The organism is Halobiforma lacisalsi AJ5, assembly GCF_000226975.2.
Classification (GTDB): Archaea; Halobacteriota; Halobacteria; order Halobacteriales; family Natrialbaceae; genus Natronobacterium; species Natronobacterium lacisalsi.
This window is the reverse complement of the sequence record NZ_CP019285.1, coordinates 2,238,458-2,257,047: the sequence shown is the minus strand read 5'-3', so window position 1 is coordinate 2,257,047 and position 18,590 is coordinate 2,238,458. Positions and strand designations below refer to the sequence as shown.

21 protein-coding genes are annotated in these 18,590 nt (G+C 65.3%); 8 read left to right on the top strand and 13 right to left on the bottom strand.

The genetic code is table 11. From position 1 onward, the window contains the following. Nucleotides 1-137: 137 nt before the first annotated feature. From CHINAEXTREME_RS10840 to CHINAEXTREME_RS10820, 6 genes are all read right to left on the bottom strand, one after another. Complete coding sequence (locus CHINAEXTREME_RS10840) at nt 138-944, bottom strand: endonuclease III domain-containing protein (RefSeq protein ID WP_007143569.1); 807 nt, start codon at nt 942-944, stop codon at nt 138-140. Between the two features lie 108 nt (nt 945-1,052). Next, entirely contained in the window at nt 1,053-1,238 is a 186-nt protein-coding gene (locus CHINAEXTREME_RS10835; RefSeq protein WP_010546620.1) for a hypothetical protein, read from the bottom strand. A 92-nt stretch (nt 1,239-1,330) separates the two neighbouring features. Beyond that, a complete protein-coding gene (locus tag CHINAEXTREME_RS10830; RefSeq protein WP_007143567.1) occupies nt 1,331-1,744 on the bottom strand; it encodes a DUF371 domain-containing protein in 414 nt (137 codons plus the stop codon). 95 nt (nt 1,745-1,839) lie between these two features. Then, the gene (locus tag CHINAEXTREME_RS10825; RefSeq protein WP_007143566.1) at nt 1,840-3,183 is read right to left on the bottom strand and encodes an alkaline phosphatase family protein; all 1,344 of its coding nucleotides are present in this window, start codon (nt 3,181-3,183) and stop codon (nt 1,840-1,842) included. Between the two features lie 135 nt (nt 3,184-3,318). Next, nucleotides 3,319-3,456, bottom strand: coding sequence for a hypothetical protein (locus CHINAEXTREME_RS21855; RefSeq protein WP_007143565.1), 138 nt, complete (start codon nt 3,454-3,456; stop codon nt 3,319-3,321). A gap of 146 nt (nt 3,457-3,602) precedes the next feature. Continuing rightward, nucleotides 3,603-4,136, bottom strand: a complete 534-nt coding sequence (locus tag CHINAEXTREME_RS10820; RefSeq protein ID WP_007143564.1) for an inorganic diphosphatase — start codon at nt 4,134-4,136, stop codon at nt 3,603-3,605. A 194-nt stretch (nt 4,137-4,330) separates the two neighbouring features. Here CHINAEXTREME_RS10820 and CHINAEXTREME_RS10815 point away from each other — a divergent pair, with 194 nt between their 5' ends. Next, complete coding sequence (locus CHINAEXTREME_RS10815) at nt 4,331-4,690, top strand: PadR family transcriptional regulator (protein WP_007143563.1); 360 nt, start codon at nt 4,331-4,333, stop codon at nt 4,688-4,690. Between the two features lie 10 nt (nt 4,691-4,700). On the opposite strand, the gene CHINAEXTREME_RS10810 is transcribed toward CHINAEXTREME_RS10815, so the two are convergent. Then, complete coding sequence (locus CHINAEXTREME_RS10810; protein ID WP_007143562.1) at nt 4,701-5,339, bottom strand: DUF7108 family protein; 639 nt, start codon at nt 5,337-5,339, stop codon at nt 4,701-4,703. Nucleotides 5,340-5,401: 62 nt separating this feature from the next. Continuing rightward, complete coding sequence (gene rnhA, locus CHINAEXTREME_RS10805) at nt 5,402-5,992, bottom strand: ribonuclease HI (protein WP_007143561.1); 591 nt, start codon at nt 5,990-5,992, stop codon at nt 5,402-5,404. Between the two features lie 162 nt (nt 5,993-6,154). Between rnhA and CHINAEXTREME_RS10800 the strand changes: the two genes are divergently transcribed. Continuing rightward, on the top strand, nt 6,155-7,117 hold the full coding sequence (locus tag CHINAEXTREME_RS10800) for a transcription initiation factor IIB (RefSeq protein ID WP_007143560.1): 963 nt from the start codon (nt 6,155-6,157) through the stop codon (nt 7,115-7,117). Nucleotides 7,118-7,225: 108 nt separating this feature from the next. Here the strand turns inward: CHINAEXTREME_RS10800 and CHINAEXTREME_RS10795 are convergent, their stop codons facing one another. After that, the gene (locus tag CHINAEXTREME_RS10795) at nt 7,226-7,828 is read right to left on the bottom strand and encodes a DUF4399 domain-containing protein (RefSeq protein ID WP_238593251.1); all 603 of its coding nucleotides are present in this window, start codon (nt 7,826-7,828) and stop codon (nt 7,226-7,228) included. 187 nt (nt 7,829-8,015) lie between these two features. Beyond that, complete coding sequence (gfcR, locus tag CHINAEXTREME_RS10790) at nt 8,016-8,672, bottom strand: transcriptional regulator GfcR (RefSeq protein WP_007143558.1); 657 nt, start codon at nt 8,670-8,672, stop codon at nt 8,016-8,018. A 135-nt stretch (nt 8,673-8,807) separates the two neighbouring features. Here gfcR and CHINAEXTREME_RS10785 point away from each other — a divergent pair, with 135 nt between their 5' ends. From CHINAEXTREME_RS10785 to CHINAEXTREME_RS10775, 3 genes are all read left to right on the top strand, one after another. Further along, on the top strand, nt 8,808-10,094 hold the full coding sequence (locus CHINAEXTREME_RS10785) for an HAD family hydrolase (protein WP_007143557.1): 1,287 nt from the start codon (nt 8,808-8,810) through the stop codon (nt 10,092-10,094). A gap of 356 nt (nt 10,095-10,450) precedes the next feature. Next, complete coding sequence (locus CHINAEXTREME_RS10780) at nt 10,451-11,134, top strand: helix-turn-helix domain-containing protein (protein ID WP_007143556.1); 684 nt, start codon at nt 10,451-10,453, stop codon at nt 11,132-11,134. A gap of 220 nt (nt 11,135-11,354) precedes the next feature. After that, on the top strand, nt 11,355-11,888 hold the full coding sequence (locus tag CHINAEXTREME_RS10775) for an HAD family hydrolase (protein ID WP_007143555.1): 534 nt from the start codon (nt 11,355-11,357) through the stop codon (nt 11,886-11,888). Between the two features lie 9 nt (nt 11,889-11,897). On the opposite strand, the gene CHINAEXTREME_RS10770 is transcribed toward CHINAEXTREME_RS10775, so the two are convergent. After that, entirely contained in the window at nt 11,898-12,131 is a 234-nt protein-coding gene (locus CHINAEXTREME_RS10770) for a DUF5822 domain-containing protein (protein ID WP_007143554.1), read from the bottom strand. Nucleotides 12,132-12,243: 112 nt separating this feature from the next. Between CHINAEXTREME_RS10770 and panB the strand changes: the two genes are divergently transcribed. Then, nucleotides 12,244-13,056, top strand: a complete 813-nt coding sequence (panB, locus tag CHINAEXTREME_RS10765; RefSeq protein WP_007143553.1) for a 3-methyl-2-oxobutanoate hydroxymethyltransferase — start codon at nt 12,244-12,246, stop codon at nt 13,054-13,056. Here the strand turns inward: panB and CHINAEXTREME_RS10760 are convergent. Together CHINAEXTREME_RS10760 and CHINAEXTREME_RS10755 are read right to left on the bottom strand one after the other, a co-directional pair. Beyond that, the gene (locus CHINAEXTREME_RS10760; protein ID WP_007143552.1) at nt 13,053-13,835 is read right to left on the bottom strand and encodes an alpha/beta fold hydrolase; all 783 of its coding nucleotides are present in this window, start codon (nt 13,833-13,835) and stop codon (nt 13,053-13,055) included. The two genes, panB and CHINAEXTREME_RS10760, sit on opposite strands and share 4 nt — an antisense overlap. 87 nt (nt 13,836-13,922) lie before the next feature. Next, complete coding sequence (locus tag CHINAEXTREME_RS10755; protein WP_007143551.1) at nt 13,923-14,408, bottom strand: NYN domain-containing protein; 486 nt, start codon at nt 14,406-14,408, stop codon at nt 13,923-13,925. A gap of 252 nt (nt 14,409-14,660) precedes the next feature. On the opposite strand from CHINAEXTREME_RS10755, the gene CHINAEXTREME_RS10750 reads away from it, so the two are divergent. Together CHINAEXTREME_RS10750 and CHINAEXTREME_RS10745 are read left to right on the top strand one after the other, a co-directional pair. Then, the gene (locus CHINAEXTREME_RS10750; protein ID WP_007143550.1) at nt 14,661-16,622 is read left to right on the top strand and encodes a S8 family serine peptidase; all 1,962 of its coding nucleotides are present in this window, start codon (nt 14,661-14,663) and stop codon (nt 16,620-16,622) included. Nucleotides 16,623-16,892: 270 nt separating this feature from the next. Beyond that, nucleotides 16,893-18,479 (top strand): S8 family peptidase, encoded by a 1,587-nt coding sequence (locus CHINAEXTREME_RS10745; protein ID WP_007143549.1) that lies wholly within the window; start codon nt 16,893-16,895, stop codon nt 18,477-18,479. The last annotated feature ends 111 nt before the right edge of the window (nt 18,480-18,590 follow it).

The following is an 18,590-nucleotide window of genomic DNA, read 5'->3' as shown; positions in this document are numbered from 1 at the left end:
GTGAAATAGGGGAGCAAGTCCGGACACAGTATCGTCGAATCGCTACACAGTGGCGGGGTGGCAGTCGCACGACGGTGTCGTGTTCGACTCGAGAACCGGAGCAATCGTTCGAGCGTCGAGGGTGCCGTGTGAACCGGTCAATCGTCGGCCGGATCGACGACCTCGCCGGTCTCCGGATAGACGCCGACCTGATCGCAGAGATCCCCCATCGGACACGCGTCGGGGTCCTCGAGACAGGCCGGTTTGCGCGCCGTACAGTACTCTCGACCGAACTGGATCGTCGCCGTGTGGCCGAAGCCACACTTCGCCGCAGGAACCTCGTCCTCGAGCACCGCCCGCACCTCCTCGTGGTCGGCGTCGGCCGGCGCGATCCCTAGACGGCGGTAGATCCGATGGACGTGCGTATCGACGGGGAAGACGCCGGTGCGGCCGCCGGCGAACAGCAACACGCAGTCGGCCGTCTTGGGACCGACGCCGCGCACCTCGAGCAGCGTCTCGCGGACCGTCCCCGGGTTCTCGTCCTTGACGAACGCGTCGAACGCTGCGGCGGAGCCGAACTCCTCGAGCACCCACTCGGCGGTCTCGATGATGATCTCGGACTTCTGGTTGTACAGCCCCGCGGAACTGATCGTCTCCGCGAGAGCGGACTGTTCGGCTCCTGCGAGCGATTCCGCGAGATCGACGTCGGGGGCGTCGTACCGCTCGATCAACGCATCGTGTGCCGGCTGGCTCGCCTTGTCGCTCGTGTTCTGGCTCAGGATCGTCCGGACAAGGCAGGTAAAGGCGTCCCGCCCGCCGTAGGTCTTCTGCCAGTACAACTCGCCGAGGCGGTCGACGACCCGCTCGGCGCGGGTGTCGGCGGTCGCCGGGTCGAACTCGGCGACGCTCCCGCCGCCGGTCTCCCCGCCGCTGATGTTGACCGACGGTTCCTGGTCCTCGCTCATATCCGGTGGGTTGGACTCGCGAACCATTGGTTTTCCTCTTCCGTCCTCGTTCGCGACCCTCGCACCCGTAGCTGCCGGAGACTCGCGTGCCGGAGAACCCGCCCGAACTCACCGGCGACGGCGCGTCGGATCCTTGATCTTGCAGGCGAACTTCTCCTCGCACTCGGAGCAGACCGCGGACCTGTCGAACCCGTCGTTTATCGACCCGATCTTCTCCCGCGTCCTGAGCACCTTCCGATCGATCTCGACGGAGACCTTCTCGGAACAGTGCGGGCAGATCACTCTCTGTGACACACCCCAGTCTGTCCGCTATCGTTCAATTATTGTTACGGCTATGGGTTGAGGTGCTGACATGACTTCCCTCCTCGAGACCGCGCCCTGGACCGCTACTCGACGGTAAACGTTACCGTCGCCTCCGCGCCGTCGGCAAGCGCCGCAACGAGGTCGCGATCGAACCCCTCGGCGGCGAACTCGGCCTCGAGCATGATCGTCCGGTCGTCGACGTACTCGCTCGTGCGCCCGACCGCGCTGCGCTCGTTCGTAAACTCGAGGTCGGGGTCGCCCCTGCCGGAGACGGAGTCGACGTGGCCGTCGGCCTCGATCTCGACGGTGATCGTCGCGTCGGCGTCCCGACAGGCGTCGACGAACTCGGGATCGAAGTCCGCCGGGGCGCGGTCCGCCTCGATGGCGAGGATACAGTCGCCGGCCGGCGTCAGGTAGTCGTCGGTCGTCACCTCGAAGGTGCTCGCGTGTTCGGCCCGGACGTTCTCGTGGCCGCGAGCGTGGACGATCTCTTTCATGCTCGTGACCGGCGGTTCGTCGCCGGGCGGAAAACGGCCTCGAACTCGGATCGAAAGCGAATCCGAATGCGAATCGAACTCGAGGTCGTACGAGGTCAGACCAGGCTCGCGCCGTCGAAGTCACCGCGGCTGTACTCGACGTCCATCAGGTCGAGGATCGTCGGCGCGATATCGAGCAGGTCGACGTCCCCGATGGTCGCGTCGGGGTCGTCGATGAACAGGGCCGTGTCGTCGAAGCTATGCATGCCGTTCCGGGGGCCGTCGGTGAAGACCTCCGAATCGGCCTTGAACCCCGACTTGAGGTCGAACCCGGGGTTCGGGATGGCCACCAGATCCGGCGCGATGTCGTCGTGGTCGCCGCGGAACGCCGCCTCCTTCTCGACGACGCGTTCGACGACCTGGTTTCCGTCCGGCCCCTCGAGCTCGAGGATCGCCTCCTTGAGTTCGTCGCGGACGTCGTCGTACTCCTCCTCGGGGACCGACCCGCGTGGCTCGCGGCCCTCGAGGTTGATGTAGAAGCGGCCGGGGATGAACGAGTACGCCTTCGTGTCGTCGGCGATGTCCCCCAGTTCTTCGGGGTCGTCGCTCTGGAAGGAGAGCCAGCCCTCCTCCCGGAGCCACTCGTTGAAGTGCACCTCGTAGTCGAGGCTGGTAAAGCCGTGGTCGGAGGCGACGATCATCGTGACGTCGTCGGGCAGCGCCTCCCGCAGGCGTCCGACGTAGTCGTCGATCTTCTGATAGAACTCGATGAACTCGTCCTTGTACTCGCCGTCGCGCTCGTAGTCCTTGAACAGGAAGTGGTTCACGCGGTCGGTCGTCATGAAGACGCCGAAGAACAGGTCCCAGTCGTCCTGCTCGATGTAGTGTTCGAACGCCTCGAACCGGGCGTCGACCGTCGCGTGGGCATCCTCGATGAAGTCAGCCTTGTCCTCCTCGTGGCCGAGTTTCGGATCGACGTCGATCCGGTAATCGAAATCCTCGAGGTGCTCTCGGAGCTCCTCGGGGTGGGCCGCCTTCTCGAGATCGGGCGACAGGAAACCCGAGACCATCCGCTGGACGTTTCGCTGGGGCGGGAAGGTGACGGGGACGTTCATGACCGTCGCCTGTCGGCCGGCCTCCTGGACGCGGTCCCAGACGCGCGTGGCCTGGACCTCACGCCCCATCGGGACGTACGTGTCGTAGGTCCCGACTTCTCGATCCTGGAACCCGTAGACGCCGGTCTCGCCGGGGTTCATCCCGGTCGTCAGGGACGGCCAACAGGCGCTTGACTCCGGCGGCACGATACTCGAGATCTCGCCCGCCGTCCCGTCGTCCGCGAGCGCGGCGAAGTTGGGGAACAACTCCTCGTTCTCGACGAGGAGACTGTACGGCACACCATCGACTCCGATAAACGCGACGCGGGGGGCACCGTCGCCCCGCAACCGATCGAACAGACCCATGGACGCCCGTAGTTCGACCGTACACAAGAAGGTTCGTCTCGAGATATCGTTTTGAGAAGCGGGACGTCGAAGCAACCGGGTGCGTCGACCGGCCCCGAGAGGGCCCGAACAGCCGATCGACCGGTATCGTGGGGACTACTCGTCGCTGCCGAGGTCGTGTTCCTCGGGATCGAAGTTCGTAGGGACGACCGTCGGATGCGCCATACCGGCGGCAGTGTCGGCCGAGTCGTCGCCGGGCGCGTGGTCGGTCGGGGACGGATTACTGGCAGCCATGACAGTAACTAGTACGGCGGTACGCCCAATAAAATTACCCATGCTCATAACGCATGCGACCCGACGGCACGGATAACTACGGCGTATCGGGTCGGCGCAGTACGGCGCTTCCGACCCGCGGCGAAAAAACCGGGCGGGTAACGGGGTTACTCGAAGTGCTCCTCGTAGAGGTCCTGGGCGTGTTCGATCGCGTCGTAGGCGGCCTCGCGGTCCTCCCAGCCCAGCGTCTCGACTTCCTTGCCCTCCTCGAGGTTCTTGTAGGTCGCGAAGAACTCGTCGATCTCGTCGAGCGTCTGCTGGGGGATGTCCTCGAGGTCCTCGATGTGGTCGTAGCGGGGATCCTCGGTGGGGACGGCGATGACCTTGTCGTCCTGCTCGCCGTCGTCGTCCATCTTCATCAGCGCGACGGGGCGGGCCTCGATGACACAGCCGGGGAACGTCTGGTCCTCGACGAGCACGAGCACGTCGAAGGGGTCCTCGTCGTCGTAGTACGACTGCGGGATGAACCCGTAATCGCTGGGGTAGTGGACGTTGCTGTGGAGCACGCGGTCGAGCACGACGCCGGGGACGTCCTTGTCGTACTCGTACTTGTTGCGCTCGCCTTTGAGACACTCGACGACGGCGTAGATCTCTTCAGGCGGGTTCGGTCCAGTCTCGAGGTCTTCCCAGAGATTGACCATGTACCTGAAACTCCACAGTCGATCAAAAAGTACTTTCGTAATCGAGTGTCAACGTCATTTGACGGCAACCAGACAGCCGCGGACGCCCGCGCGCAGAGACTGCTCGGGCCGTTACCGCCGGCTACATCCCGTCCACCGGCAGAGATACAAAATAGTTGGCAAGTCTTAAATAGTCTGGTGACATTTGCATAAGTATGTCAGAGGCACAATCAATCACCGGCGAACAGAGCATTGCACGCGAGCTTACAGCGTTCCAGAACAACATTCTCGTCATCCTCGCCAAGGAGCCGATGTACGGCCTGGCGATCAAACGGGAACTCGAGGACTACTACGGGACCGAGGTCAACCACGGCCGCCTCTACCCCAATCTCGACGAGCTCGTCGAACTCGGCCTGGTCGAGAAAAGCGAACTCGACAAGCGAACCAACCAGTACTCGCTGACCGACGACGGCTACGAGGCCGTCCTCGACGGCGTCCGCTGGACGCTCTCGAAGGTCGTGACGGGCGAGGACCGCGCGGACGAGATCCGAGAGATCATCGACGAGAGCTACTGACGACGCTCAGCTACGGAACGGGTTCACCGGCCGTTTCGTAGAGGAGTTCGATCGACTCCGCGATCACATCCCGCTGTTTTTCGGAGGGCCACGCGTTACGGACGAAGTACTCCGACCGGAACTCCTCGAGTTCCGCCGCCGTCAGCGACTCGATCGGCTTCGCGTAGTGATTGCCGACGAAATCGGCGAGCGCCGCGGCGTTGTCACCGTGGACGTCGCCGTGGCGCTCCCTGACCTCGGCGACCAGTTCGCGGTTGTGGGCGTCGACTTCGTCCCAGTCGTCGGGGTCGCCCGCCCCCTCGAGCGGAAGTTCGACCGCCCGCGAGGTGTCCTCGACCTGATCGGTCCTGATGACGCCGTCCTCGAGCCACTCCGCGGGGTGGAGGACCAGGACGTCGTCGCCGTCGTCCTCGCGGACGCGAGCCGTAAAGTCGTGTTCGGCGAGCAAGTCGTCGCGCCGGTCGGCGTGGGCTCGGGCCTCTTTTTCGTCGGGTACCGTTCGCTCGAGGCGCGTGAGTCGTTCGGCCTCGTCGACGACCTCGGCGGGGAGTTCGCCGGTGTCGTCCTCGCCGCCGTCCGGGCCGGGCGCTTCGGGCACGTCGGCGGCGTCGCTCGCGTCGCTCGAGTCGTTGGACTCGGGATCAGTCATCGGTACGCCGTTCGTGCGCGAACGTTTTGCAGTTGCTGATCCCCGGTCGCGTTCCCGTCCCGTCAGCCGTCCAGCGCCTCGTTGGCGAGTTCGTCCGCACGGTCGTTGACCTCCCGGGGAACGTGTTCGATCGACCACTCGTCGAACGCCGAGAGCAGTTCGTGGACCGTGACGCGCTTCTCGCGCAGTTCCGGGTTGTTCGTGTCGTACTCGCCGCGGATCTGCTTGACGATCAGTTCCGAGTCGCCGCGGATCCGCACATCGTCGTAACTGTAGTCGCGTGCGGCCTCGAGGGCCGCGATCAGCGCCTCGTACTCGGCCTGGTTGTTCGTCGCCCGGCCGATCTCCTCGCTCCCCTCCGCGACGATGCCGTCGCCGGTGACGATCACCCACCCGATCGCCGCGGGGCCGGGGTTGCCCCGGCTCGCACCGTCGAAGTAGACGTGTGCTCGACCGCCGCCCTCCCGGAGCAGCGCTTCGATCTCCCGTGGATCGCTCCCCTGGACGACGACCTTGTCGTCGTAAGCGATCGCCGTCGCCGAGCCACGGCTCGCACGCCAGCGTTCGTGATCCGTGTTGCCCGGTTCGACGGTCACGTCCGCCTCCTCGAGACGGTCTCGTGCCTCGTCGACGTCACACTCGATGACCGGCATTCGTGGCCCAGATCCGGCGGTTCCGGATAAAGTCTTTCCGGTTTCGAATCGTAAACTTCGCGTCTGAGGTCCCGTAACGGCAGTTTTCGGCGATTACCCGTCAATAGGCGAAAACGCTCACCAAGGATTTATATATCCTGGTGCTACTACTATAAAAGTGCGATGACACGGTCCACCCGCCAGCGGGAGCGAACGCGTGAGACGGACGAGACCGAGGATCAAGAGGAGGTACGGGCTTGTCCGGAGTGTGACTCGGACAATCTCGTGAAAGACTCCGATCGGGGGGAGCTCATCTGTGAAGACTGTGGGCTCGTCGTCGAGGAGGAGAAGATCGATCCCGGCCCGGAGTGGCGAGCGTTTAACCACCAGGAACGTCAGGAGAAGTCCCGCGTCGGCGCGCCCACGACGCAGACGATGCACGACAAGGGGCTGACGACGACGATCGACTGGAAGGACAAAGACGCCTACGGCCGCTCTATTTCCTCGAAAAAGCGCAGTCAGATGCACCGGCTGCGCAAGTGGCAGGAACGCATCCGGACCAAAGACGCCGGCGAACGGAATCTCCAGTTCGCCCTGAGCGAGATCGACCGGATGGCCTCCGCACTCGGTGTCCCGCGATCGGTGCGCGAGGTAGCCTCGGTCATCTACCGGCGTGCGCTCAAGGAGGACCTCATCCGTGGTCGTTCGATCGAGGGGGTCGCGACCTCGGCGCTGTACGCTGCCTGCCGCAAGGAAGGCATCCCGCGAAGCCTCGAAGAAATCTCGGAAGTCTCACGCGTCGAACGCAAGGAGATCGGTCGCACGTATCGCTACATCTCGCAGGAACTCGGCCTCGAGATGCGTCCCGTCGACCCGAAAAAGTACGTCCCACGCTTCTGTTCCGAACTCGAACTGTCCGAAGAGGTCCAGACCAAGGCCAACGAGATCATCGAGAAGACGGCCGAGGAGGGCCTGCTGTCGGGCAAGTCGCCGACCGGATACGCCGCCGCCGCGATCTACGCCGCCTCGCTGCTGTGTAACGAGAAGAAGACCCAGCGCGAAGTCGCAGACGTCGCGCAGGTAACCGAAGTGACGATCCGGAACCGGTACCAAGAACAGATCGAAGCGATGGGGATCCACGGCTAACGCCGCCGCTCACCGCCTATTTTTTGACCCATAGCCGCCGGTCGTCGCGACCGGTGGGTATCGCTCCCGGGCGTCCGGGCCGCACCGGCGGCCCGCCGTCTAGCGACGTTACTCGGTGTCGTTTCCGTTCGTGTCGCCGTTCTCGTCGTCAGCTGACTCGTTCTCGCTCTCGTTCTCGCTCTCCGAATCATCCTCCTCGAGGACCTCGATTGTGCTCTCGTCGGTCAGACCGTACGCGTTGTGAATCCCGTCGCTGGCCTGCAGACAGAGGTCGTACTCGCCCGGTTCGAGGTCGAGTTCGATCTCGCTCTCGCCATCCCCGAGGTGGTGGTACCCTTCGTCCTGCGGGATGACGTACCCTGGCTCCACACAGCCCTGATCGACGATCACGTGCAGGTGTCCGGTCCCGTCCTCGGGGTCTTCCTCCTCCGCGGGCTCGAGTTCCAGTCCCTCGACCTCGGCTTCGAACGCGACGGGGTTGGTCACCTCGGCCCCGTCCTCGGGCTGGACGAACTCGACCGATCCCTCCGGGTTCTCGTGGTCGATTTCGTCGACGGTTTCGGGATCGGAGTTCGCGTCGTCGGGGTTCGATTCGTCTTCGTCCTCCATTCCGCCGCTGCCGGGACCGCTGTCGGCACAGCCGGCGACTGCAGTCAGACCGAGCGATCCGCTGACAGCCAGGTATCGTCGTCGGGTAGTGGTTCGAGTCATGTCGATGCGGCCACTGGCCTCCTCGAACCGAAAAGGCCGAACCCTGCCATCGCCGCGCGGTGACGCGGCGCTCTGGCCCCTGGGCGACCTCACGACGCGAGAGCAGAAGGAAACGCGACACGGGTCGTCCGTCGGAAACCCCACGTCAGTAGTCAGTCGTCAGTCGTCTGGCGTCAGGCGTCAGTCGTCAGTCGTCCTTGCCGACGCTGATGACCTGAAGCAGCGAGTAGACCGGCACGCCGTCGATCTCCTCGAGCCCCTGTTTGTCCGCGAGGACGACGCAGGCGAGCGGTTCGCCGCCTTCCGCGCGGATCGCTTCGACGGTTTCACGCATCGTCGTGCCGCTCGTGATGGTGTCGTCGACGACGTAACACTCGCGGTCACGGATGCCCGCGAAGTTCCGGCTGAAGGTCCCGCCGAGGTCCTCGATGTCGCCCTCCTCCCACTGGTGTTTCGCGGGAGTGTAGGTCGCCAGATCGGTCTCGAGGTCGCGGGCAACGAGGGTCGCGATCGGGCCGCCGGCCTTCTCGATACCGATCGTCAGATCGACGTCCTCGCCGTGTTTGGCGAGCAGGTCGGCCATCGCCGAGGCGACGTACTGCATCCGTTTGCTGTCCCGGCCGATGGCCGACCAGTCGACGTGGATGTCCTGCGGGCCGCCGCTTTCGGGGTCGGCCGACTGCTGTTGCTGACGGCCGTTCGACCGCGTCGTCGCGCCGCTGCGTTCGACCAGCCAGCTCGCGGTCTCGCGCGAGACGTTCAGTTCGTCAGCGATTTCACCCTTCGAAAGGCCGCGATCAGCGAGTTCGGCGGCACTCTCGATGAGGTCGTCGACGTTTTTCATGTTCGAACGGTTCGGCCGCCGTTTATATAGTCGTGTCGTCGTGCACAAATCGCGCGAGGGACGGTCACCCCGAGGGAAACACGGAATCCCGCCGCCACGGAAACGATTATTCACTCGGCACCGACTGTAGTTACCATGGAACGATACGACCTCGTCTACCGGCTCTACGACGAGTACGACACCGAGACCCTGCGGGAGTACCAGGAGTTCGTCGACGTCTTCCCCGCGGTCGACTCGCGGGCCGCCCTCGAGCACTGGCAGAGCGCGACGGAGGAACTCGAGGAGCGAAAGGACGAGATCAGAAGCGATTTCGCCGCGGGCGAGACGTTCGCGGAGGTGGCCTCGTGGGCCGACCGCGACCAGGCGTTTACCGCGCTCGACCTCGAGGCTAAGTACGGCCGCGCGGTGAACGTGCTCGTCCTGGACGTCGACGAGACGCTGCGCTCGGCCGGCGGGACGGACAACGAGATCCCCCGCGAGACGCTGCACGTGCTGACGGAGTTCCACGAGGCCGGCGTCCCGATCGTCATCTGTACCGGCCAGACCCTCGAGAACGTCAAGGGGTTCGCGATCCAGGGGCTGGGCAGCGAAATCGTTCACTCCGGGGAGCTGTCGATCGTCTACGAGGCGGGAACGGGGGTGTTCACCCCGGGCCACGGCGCGGAGACGAAGCAACTGCTCTACGAGGACCTGGACGAGGAGATCCGGACCGTCTTCGGCGACGTTCGTTCCCGCGTGCTCCCAGAAGCGCCCGAGAACCTCCGGCGAGGGTGTCACCTCCAGGGCAACGAGTTCAACGTCACGATGAAGCCCAACTACGAGACCGGGTCCTCGCAGGCACGCGAGGTCATCGACGAGGCGCTGGTCTATCTGATCGATCTGCTCGCCGACGCCGTCGGCTCCGCGATCGATGCGCTCGACGCGAGCGACGCGAACGGCGCGGACGACGATGACGACGGGGAGACGACGTCTATCCGCGACTGGACCCGCTCCTTCTACGCCGGGCAGGACCCCGAGATCCGTGCCGTCCTCGAGGGCCAGGGCGCGTACCCGGACCTCACGGAGGACCCACCTTCGGAACTCGTCTCGGTCCTCGAGCGGATCGACGTCGCTTACTACGAGGCCGACGCGGCCGAGATCGGCAGCCTCGAGCTGAACAAGGTCGTCGGCGTCGAGCGCGCGCTCGAGGTGTTAGGCGTCGACGATCCGTTCGCGCTCGTGATGGGCGACTCCAAGAGCGATCTGCGGGTGATGAAGTGGGTCGCGGAGAACGACACCGGGATCGCGGCCGCGCCGGAACACGCCTCGCAGGATACCTTGGAGCACGTCCTCGAGACGGACGAACTCGTCTTCGATCGCGGGAAAAGCGTCGACGTGTTGCGGACCGTCTACGCGCTCAACAGGCTCGCACGCCTGGAGTGAAACGATCGGGCTCGAACGTTTCCCGTCCCGACTTAAACCGCTGGAACATCAAAGCCTGCTCATCAACGGCGTCCGCGCTGTCCCTTCTACCGACGCGACCCGGTCGTGAGACCGTACTGCACGCGTCGGTGGATCCGAACCGGTATCTCCGCAATAGGGTCACTTTCGCGGTCGCGCTCGCGCTCGTGATTCGGATCGCTCCGGATCGGTACTATGATGAGACGGTTCGAGCCCCCGACCCACTACGACGGTATCGTTCGCGAACCGGAGAGCGCCGCGTCCCGTGGCGAGCGTCGGTGCCGGTATCGAAGTCGCGACGCCGACCGTGGCCACCGCGATCCGGAGGTGATCCCGCGGTGACGACGATCGCCGAACTCACCCTCCCGACCGACGGGTTCGCGCTCGCGGACACGTTCCGCGAACTGCCGGACCTCGAGGTACACGTCGAGAGCGTCGTCGCCGAAGGGCCGTGCCGGACGACCCCTCTGGTCTGGTTCTCCAACGTCGAACCCGACGCCCTCGAGCCTGCCCTCGAGCGGGATCCGTCGGTCGATCAGTACCGGCGGCTGCTCGACGAGACGGCCGACGAGGAGTGGTTCTACCGGCTCCGGTACAGTGGAGACGTCGCCTCGATCTGCCAGGCCGTCTACGGCCACGGCGGGACGGTACTCGGTGCCAGCGTCGCCGACGACCAGTGGACGCTTCGGCTGCTGTTCCCGCTCCGCGAGGAGCTATCGGACGCCGTCTCCGACATCGAGGAGCAGGGGACACGAGTCGACGTCAGGCGGATGGTCGAAGCGGGGGCCGACGAAGACCTCGAGACGACGGCCGCGCTCACCGAGCCCCAGCAAGAGGCGATCGCCGAGGCCTACCGCCAGGGCTACTACGACGTTCCCCGGGAGATTTCGCTCGAGGAACTGGCGAACGAACTCGATATCTCCCACCAGGCGCTGTCCGAGCGCCTGCGCCGGGCGAACCGGGTGCTCGCCAGCGAGCAACTCGAGGATCCGACAAACGGGATGGTGACCGACTCGCACTGACGGGCGGCGTGGCGTGGCAGGTTCCGGACCGTCGGTGGACACGTCGCGTCGGCGTCGGCGTCGGCATCGCGTTCTTTTCGGGGGTGGCCATCCACGGGCTTCGTGCCTCGAGCCGCGAGCCTCGTGCCTCGAGCCTCGTGCCTCGAGTCCCTAGTTTCCAGTCTCCCACCCCGACGTCGCGACCGAAGTCACTATTCTTCCGCCGACCGTACCGTCGACCGTGACAGAATACGAGGCCATCGTGTACGATCTGGACGGCACTCTCGTGGACCTCGCGGTCGACTGGGGCCGCGTCACCGCGGACGTCAGGGCGGTCTACGAGGACGCCGGCCTCGAGCGGCCCGGCGGCGACCTCTGGGAACTGCTCGGTGCCGCGGACGATGCGGGCGTCCGGTCCGCCGTCGAATCGACCATCGCGGCCCACGAGCGGGAGGGAGCGCGGTCGGCACCGCGGCTTCCCCGGGCGGACGAACTCCGCGACCTCGAGGCGACGGTGCCCGTCGGCGTCTGTTCGCTCAACTGCGAGCGGGCGTGTCGGATCGCGCTCGAGGAACACGGGCTGCTCGAGTCGGTCGACGCCGTCGTCGGTCGCGACACCGTCGCGACCCGGAAACCCCACCCGGAGCCGCTGCTCGAGACGGTTCGGGGGATCGGCGCGTCGCCGGACGGGACGGTGTTCGTCGGCGATTCGGAACGCGACGAGGTAACGGCCCGGCGTGCGGGGACGGCCTTCGAGTACGTCGACCGGCAGTGAGGCCGGCGGTCAGTCCCGGCGTCGCTTCGCGTAGGTGAAGACCGCGATCGAGACGACGAGCCAGACGACGGCGCCGACGCGGATCGCGAACTCGGCCCGCGTCTCCCAGGACGGGAGGTCGGCGGGGATCGACAGCAGGGCGACCGTCGGCGCGCCGACGAGGATAGTGAGTACGAAGGTGACCTGCATCACCCAGCCGTAGTCGACGCCGTCCGGGTCGGTCGTTTCGACGGGTTCCGGCACGTTCGACACTCTCGACCGATTCCTCATAAGCATCGCGGGTTATACGCTCGGCTGCCGGCGGTCGGCGAGGATAGAACGATGACATTTAATCGTCGGGTTCGAATGGCAGGGTATGCCTACCGTCCGGGACATCAAGAGGAAGGCCGGGAAGGAACCGATCACGATGTTGACGGCCTACGACGCGCCGACGGCCGGGATCGTCGACGACGCTGACGTCGACGTGATCCTCGTCGGCGACAGCGTCGGCAACGCGTCGCTGGGCTACGAGACGACCGTTCCGGTCACCGTCGACGACGTCGCGCGCCACGTCGGAGCCGTCTCGCGCGCGACCGAAGACGCCCTGGTCGTCGCGGACATGCCCTTCCTCTCGTTCGGCGTCGACGAGAAAGACAGCATCGAGAACGCGGGACGGATGCTCAAGGAGGAAGGGGCCGAGGCGATCAAACTCGAGAGCGGTCCCCACACCGTCGAACTCACCGAGAAGATGGTTCAACTGGGCATCCCGGTGATGGCCCATCTCGGCCTGACGCCCCAGCACGTCAACCAGTACGGCGGTTACCCGCGCCAGGGGACCGACGCGGAGGCGGCCGAGCGTATCATCGAACTCGCCAAAGCACACGAGGACGCGGGCGCGTTCTCGCTCGTCCTCGAGCACGTGCCGGCGAACCTCGCGGCGGAAGTGACCGACGCGATCGACATCCCGACCATCGGGATCGGGGCCGGGCCGGACTGCGACGGGCAAGTACTCGTCGTCGACGACGCCGTCGGCCTGAGCGAGTGGTCGCCCTCGTTCGCCAAACGGTTCGGCGCGGTCCGCGAGGAGATGGAGTCGGCCGTCGAGGAGTACGTCGCCGCCGTCGAGTCGGGCGAGTTCCCGGCCGAGGAACACAGCCACGAGGAGAGCGATCTCGAGGACCTCTACTAGCCGTCGAGAAACGCCGCGACAGCCTCGTTGAACGGCTCTGGTCGCTCGAGCATCGTCGACTGGGCGGCGTCGCCGATGCCGACCAGTCCGGCGTCGGGGATCTCGTCGGCGAGGAACTCATGGAACCACGGCGGCGTCAACTGGTCGTACTCGCCGTAGACGACGAGCGTCGGGACGTCGATCCCCGATAGCTGGTGACGGGCGTCGAACCGGTGACAGGTCCGGAAATCGCGGTTCGTTACCGCCTGACCGGAGTCGAGCATCACTTCCCGGGAGCGTTCCGCGGCCGCCGACTCGGGGTCGTGAAAGAGCCGGTTCCGACCGTGGAGAAACTCGACGGCACGCTCGAAGTCGGTCTCGAGCCACTCCAGCAGGTCCTCGAGGACGCCAAGCCGCGCGCCAGTCCCGTTCAGGACGACCGCTTCGGGGGTAAAGGCCCGCTCGAGGACCAGTTGTATGACGACCGCACCGCCCATCGAGTTTCCAATCAGAACGTCGGCGTCGGTCGCCTCCGCGACCGCGAGAACGTCGTCGACGTGTGCCGACAGCGTCGTGTAGCCTGGGCTGGCGTCGACGTCGCTCGAGTCGCCGTGGCCACTGAGATCGAGCGCGACCACCGGTCGACCGGTCGCGTCGGCGAGCGGCCGTTGGTTCCCCCAGAGCCGTCGGTCGCCGCCGCTACCGTGGACACAACAGATCGCCGGCCGGTCGTGTTCGCCGTTCCCCTCCCCCAGCCGTTCGTAGGCCGTCTCCCGGCCGTGGTGTGTGACCGTTTCCATACGCGTTCAACGACAGGAGCAGGTATAAAGTCTCGACCGCGTCGCAGTCGGTGTAGCAGTCGGGCCCGGGCGACCCGACTCGCGCAGTCAGTCCCCGTCGGTCCCCATCGTCACAGCCTCGTCGGCCGCGTTCCGGAGCGCGTCGGAGCGACCGTATTCGCCGGGTGCGATCGCGATCGTCTCGACGCCGACCGCGCCGGCGTGCTCGAGGACGGGCTTGAAATCCGTATCGCGGGAGGCGATCGCGAGGCGGTCGATCGTGCCGTCCCCGGACAGCGCGGTCGCGTCGACGGCGAGTTTGACGTCGACGTCGCCGCTGGTGATGATCACCTCGAAGCCACGGGCCTCCGCGGCCTGGATCAGTCCCGGTGTCGCGTGCTCGTCGAGGTAGAGTCGGATCACCCCGACCCGGCCGAGGTCGCCGACTGCCTCGCGGAGGTCGTCCAGGTCGACGTCGAACTCGTCACGGAAGACGTTCGGGCCGTCGACGAACAACCCGACCGTCGGCTCGCGGGAGCGAGAGCGTGAGCGGGAGTGATCGGACACCAGACGGGCCCGAACGCGTTCGAACATGCCCGACCGTAGTCGAGACCGCGGGATAGGTGTAGCGAAACGCCTCGAGCCGTCGACCCCGATGCACTCGGGCGAAAACCCGTTCGAAGTTCTACGGGCCGTATACCGGTACTAAACCGAGACCTTCACTCGTTCCTGCTTTATAAGATAATAGTGTTATGAATAACAAGTTAAATACGAAAATATGTGCGGATAAATCCTTCAGAGTTGACGAAGTTTTTAATAATTTCAGGAATACCTGACTGTCGTCAGATGCCACCGGACGATTCCCCCACTTCCGACCGACGATCCGTACTCAAGGCTGCCGGCGCGCTCGGGGCGTTTCTCGGCTCGAGCGGCGTCGCGGCTGCCGACGGCGACGACGAAGCCGACGCGGGAGCGACCGAACTGCTCGTCGGCGTCTCGCCGGACGTCTCCGACGTCGAGAGCGCGGTCGATTCCTCGATCGTCGACGGCCAGGTGGTTCACACCAACGAGGCGATCCACTACGCGACGATCGAGTTCCCGGAGAACACGCCCGAGGAGGCGAAGACGGCGATCGAAGACGCCCTCGCGTCCGTCGACGAGATCGAGTACGTCGAGGAGAACGCGACCATCGAGTCCTTCGCCGCGCCGAACGACCCCTACTACGGGTCCCAGCATGCCCCCCAGCAGGTCAACTGCGAGGGTGCCTGGGACGAGACGTTTGGCGATTCGGACGTGACGATCTCGATCGTCGACACGGGTACGGCCTACGACCACGAGAACCTGGCCGAAAACGTCGACGACCGGATCGGCGAGGTGTTCGTCGGCGGCGGCAGCGACCCCTATCCCAGAAGCGGGAGCGAAACCCATGGGACGATGGTCTCGGGGGCTGCCGTCGGCGCGACTGACAACGGGACCGGTCACGCAGGGGTCTCGAACTGTTCGATGCTGAGCGCCCGCGCGCTCGACGCGAGCGGCACCGGCTCGCTCGCCGATATCGCCGACGCCGTCCAGTGGTCGGCCGATCAGGGCGTCGACGTCATCAACCTCTCGCTGGGGAGCTCGAGCGACTGGCACACCCTCCGAAACGCCTGCCAGTACGCCTACGACCAGGGTTGTCTGCTCGTCGCGGCTGCGGGTAACTCCGGCGGGAGCGTCGCGTATCCGGCGGTGTACGACTCCGTGATCGCCGTCTCCGCGCTCGATTCGCACGATCGGCTGGCGTCGTTCTCCAACCGTGGATCCGAGATCGAACTCGCCGCACCCGGAACGAGCATCGTCACGACGACTCTCAACGACGGGTACACGCGCGCATCGGGGACGTCGATCGCCTCGCCGATCGTGGCCGGCGTGGCCGGTCTCGTGCTGTCCGAATATCCGGACCTGGACGTCGAGACGCTCCGGAAGCACCTCCGACAGACGGCGACCGACGTCGGCCTTTCTGCCGCCGCACAGGGGTACGGCCGCGTCGACGCCGACGCCGCAGTGAACACGGTACCGGACGGCTACGAGCCCGAGAACCCCGATTACGGTGACGACGATGACGAGGAAGACGACACCGAGGATCCCGGGATAGACGAGGTCTGGAACGACGACGAGTCGAACCACGTCGAACTCGAGGGCGAGTCCCTCGACCGGGTCGCCGAGTACCGGATCGAAGGTCGCGGCACCGCCGAACCCGGCGAGAACGCCAACACCGACCCCGACGATCCGTACCGCGACATCGCGACGACCGACGGCGAGGAGTTCGTCGTCGAGGGCTACCTCGGCGGCTACGTCGACGACTTCCACATCACCGGGGCCGTGACTGACGTCGAGACGAACGTGGACCTGACGGCGGTCGTCAACGGCCACGCGTTCGACCTGCGCGATCTCGAGGGGGTCGGCGACTGGGAGGCCGACGACGGCGAACCCCAGTGTGGAGACGAGACCGTCACGGCAAGTGCCGAGGGATCCCTCTCCGGTCGCTGGTGGGGCGGGACCGACAGCTACACCTACTCGCTGCGAACCGCCGATCCGTGCTCGGCGACGGTCGCGCTCGACGGTCCCGACGGGGCCGACTTCGACCTCTACGTTACGCTCGATGGGCGCTCCCCCTCGCGGTGGGACTACGACGAGTCGAGCGATGGCTCCGAGAGCGACGAGTCGATCACCGTCGACCTCGAGGGCGACGAGGAACTGCGGTTGCAGGTTCACGCCAACAGTGGGTCCGGTGAGTACGAGGTAACCGTCGAGGAACGAGGGCGATAACCGACCCTCCCCGTGGAGCAGCGGTCCACCCCGCTTCCGGTCCGCGGTTTTCCGATCACCACCGTTTTGACCGCCGCTTCGGCTGAGGGTCCGAAACAACGGTGTTCGAGTTCAATCAGATTACTAGTAGTAACAGCCTATCACAACTTCCAGTGAAAATGTCTGAAAGCTACTTTCCGAAGACACTCACATGATCCTATCAATATCGTATTAAATTTCTCAGCGTTTCACAACGTTTTAATATACATTCGTCGTTCGTGACACTACACCATGACAGGTGATGACAACCCAACGTTCGATCGACGATCAGTACTGAAAGCGACCGGTGCACTGGGTGCGTTCCTCGGGTTCAGCGGCGTCACCGGCGCGACCCCGGGTCGTAAACCGGGCCCGAAGAAAAACGAAATCCTCGTTGGCCTCGACGATTCGGTCTCCGATCTCCGGGGGACGGTCGAGACGAAGATCCCCAGCAACGCAAAGATCGTCCACGAGAACGAAACGCTCGGCTACGTCGCGGTCGAGTTCCCGGAAAAGGCCGCCGACCGGGCGAAAAGGAAATTCAAGGAGAACGTCCTCGAGGATCGCGACGTCGAGTACGCCGAAGACAACGCGACGGTCAAGGCGTTCTACACGCCGAACGATCCCCTCTACGGCGACCAGTACGCCCCCCAGCAGGTCAACTGTGAGGGCGCGTGGGACACCACACTGGGTGACTCCGACGTGACGATTTCGATCGTCGACCAGGGGATCCAGTACGACCACCCCAACCTCGAGGGGAGCATGGACGGCAGCGTCTCGAACTACGGGTACGACTTCGCCGACAGCGACGGCGACCCGTATCCGGTAACCCAGGACGAGAACCACGGGACGCACGTCGGCGGGATCGCTGGCGGCGGGACGGACAACGGGACCGGCCACGCCGGTATCTCGAACTGTTCGTTGCTGAGTGCCCGCGCGCTCGACGAGAGCGGCGGCGGGTCGCTGTCGGACATCGCGGACGCGATCCAGTGGTCGGCCGACCAGGGAGCCGAGGTCATCAACATGTCCCTGGGCGGTGGCGGCTACTCGAGCACGATGGACAACGCCTGCCAGTACGCCTACGACGAGGGGTCGCTGCTGGTCGCGGCGGCCGGCAACGACTACGGGAGCAGCGTCTCGTATCCCGCGGCGTACGACACCGTCGTCGCGGTCTCCTCGCTCGACGAGAACGAGAACCTCTCGAACTTCTCGAACGTCGGACCGGAGATCGAACTCGCCGCTCCGGGTAGTAACGTCCTCTCGACGGTCAACTGGGACGACTACGACGAGTTCTCCGGGACGTCGATGGCGTCACCGGTCGCGGCAGGCGTCGCGGGGCTGACCCTGTCGGCCCACACGAACCTCACGAACGAGCAACTGCGCGACCACCTGCAGAACACCGCCGTCGACGTCGGCCTCTCGTCCGACGAACAGGGGTCCGGTCGCGTGGACGCGAACAACGCGGTCAACACCGATCCGGACGACGGCGACGACGGCGATGACGGCGACGGCGGCGACGACACCGCTACGAGCACTATCACGGACTCGCTCGGCGGCTACTGGGACAGCGACTGCTGGACCTATAGCTGGGAGTTCGACGATCCGCGCCAGATCGTCATCGACCTGCAGGGGCCGAGCGATTCGACGTTCGACCTCTACGCCAACGAGCGCGACCAGTGTCCGACGACCTCCGACTACGACCACATCTCCTACACCTGGGGAAGCGACGAGGAGATCGTCATCGAGAACCCCGACACGTCGACGGACCTCCACGTTCTGGTCGACGCCTACAGCGGCAGCGGGGACTATACCCTGACGTTCACGGAGTACAGTAGCTGAACGGCTCACGACATCGACTGCGCTCGAGCACCCTTCTTTCTTCGACCCACCGGAGACCTCACCCGCCGGAGACCTCACCTGCCGGAGGCGGACGATTCCGTCCCGCAGCAC

Bases quoted from the DNA above. Each gene is read 5' to 3' on its own strand.
- CHINAEXTREME_RS10840 (WP_007143569.1), bottom strand. From the start codon at position 944: ATGAGCGAGGACCAGGAACCGTCGGTCAACATCAGCGGCGGGGAGACC.
- CHINAEXTREME_RS10830 (WP_007143567.1), bottom strand. From the start codon at position 1,744: ATGAAAGAGATCGTCCACGCTCGCGGCCACGAGAACGTCCGGGCCGAA.
- CHINAEXTREME_RS10825 (WP_007143566.1), bottom strand. From the start codon at position 3,183: ATGGGTCTGTTCGATCGGTTGCGGGGCGACGGTGCCCCCCGCGTCGCG.
- CHINAEXTREME_RS21855 (WP_007143565.1), bottom strand. From the start codon at position 3,456: ATGGCTGCCAGTAATCCGTCCCCGACCGACCACGCGCCCGGCGACGAC.
- CHINAEXTREME_RS10820 (WP_007143564.1), bottom strand. From the start codon at position 4,136: ATGGTCAATCTCTGGGAAGACCTCGAGACTGGACCGAACCCGCCTGAA.
- CHINAEXTREME_RS10815 (WP_007143563.1), top strand. From the start codon at position 4,331: ATGTCAGAGGCACAATCAATCACCGGCGAACAGAGCATTGCACGCGAG.
- CHINAEXTREME_RS10810 (WP_007143562.1), bottom strand. From the start codon at position 5,339: ATGACTGATCCCGAGTCCAACGACTCGAGCGACGCGAGCGACGCCGCC.
- rnhA (WP_007143561.1), bottom strand. From the start codon at position 5,992: ATGCCGGTCATCGAGTGTGACGTCGACGAGGCACGAGACCGTCTCGAG.
- CHINAEXTREME_RS10800 (WP_007143560.1), top strand. From the start codon at position 6,155: ATGACACGGTCCACCCGCCAGCGGGAGCGAACGCGTGAGACGGACGAG.
- CHINAEXTREME_RS10795 (WP_238593251.1), bottom strand. From the start codon at position 7,828: ATGACTCGAACCACTACCCGACGACGATACCTGGCTGTCAGCGGATCG.
- gfcR (WP_007143558.1), bottom strand. From the start codon at position 8,672: ATGAAAAACGTCGACGACCTCATCGAGAGTGCCGCCGAACTCGCTGAT.
- CHINAEXTREME_RS10785 (WP_007143557.1), top strand. From the start codon at position 8,808: ATGGAACGATACGACCTCGTCTACCGGCTCTACGACGAGTACGACACC.
- panB (WP_007143553.1), top strand. From the start codon at position 12,244: ATGCCTACCGTCCGGGACATCAAGAGGAAGGCCGGGAAGGAACCGATC.
- CHINAEXTREME_RS10760 (WP_007143552.1), bottom strand. From the start codon at position 13,835: ATGGAAACGGTCACACACCACGGCCGGGAGACGGCCTACGAACGGCTG.
- CHINAEXTREME_RS10755 (WP_007143551.1), bottom strand. From the start codon at position 14,408: ATGTTCGAACGCGTTCGGGCCCGTCTGGTGTCCGATCACTCCCGCTCA.
- CHINAEXTREME_RS10750 (WP_007143550.1), top strand. From the start codon at position 14,661: ATGCCACCGGACGATTCCCCCACTTCCGACCGACGATCCGTACTCAAG.
- CHINAEXTREME_RS10745 (WP_007143549.1), top strand. From the start codon at position 16,893: ATGACAGGTGATGACAACCCAACGTTCGATCGACGATCAGTACTGAAA.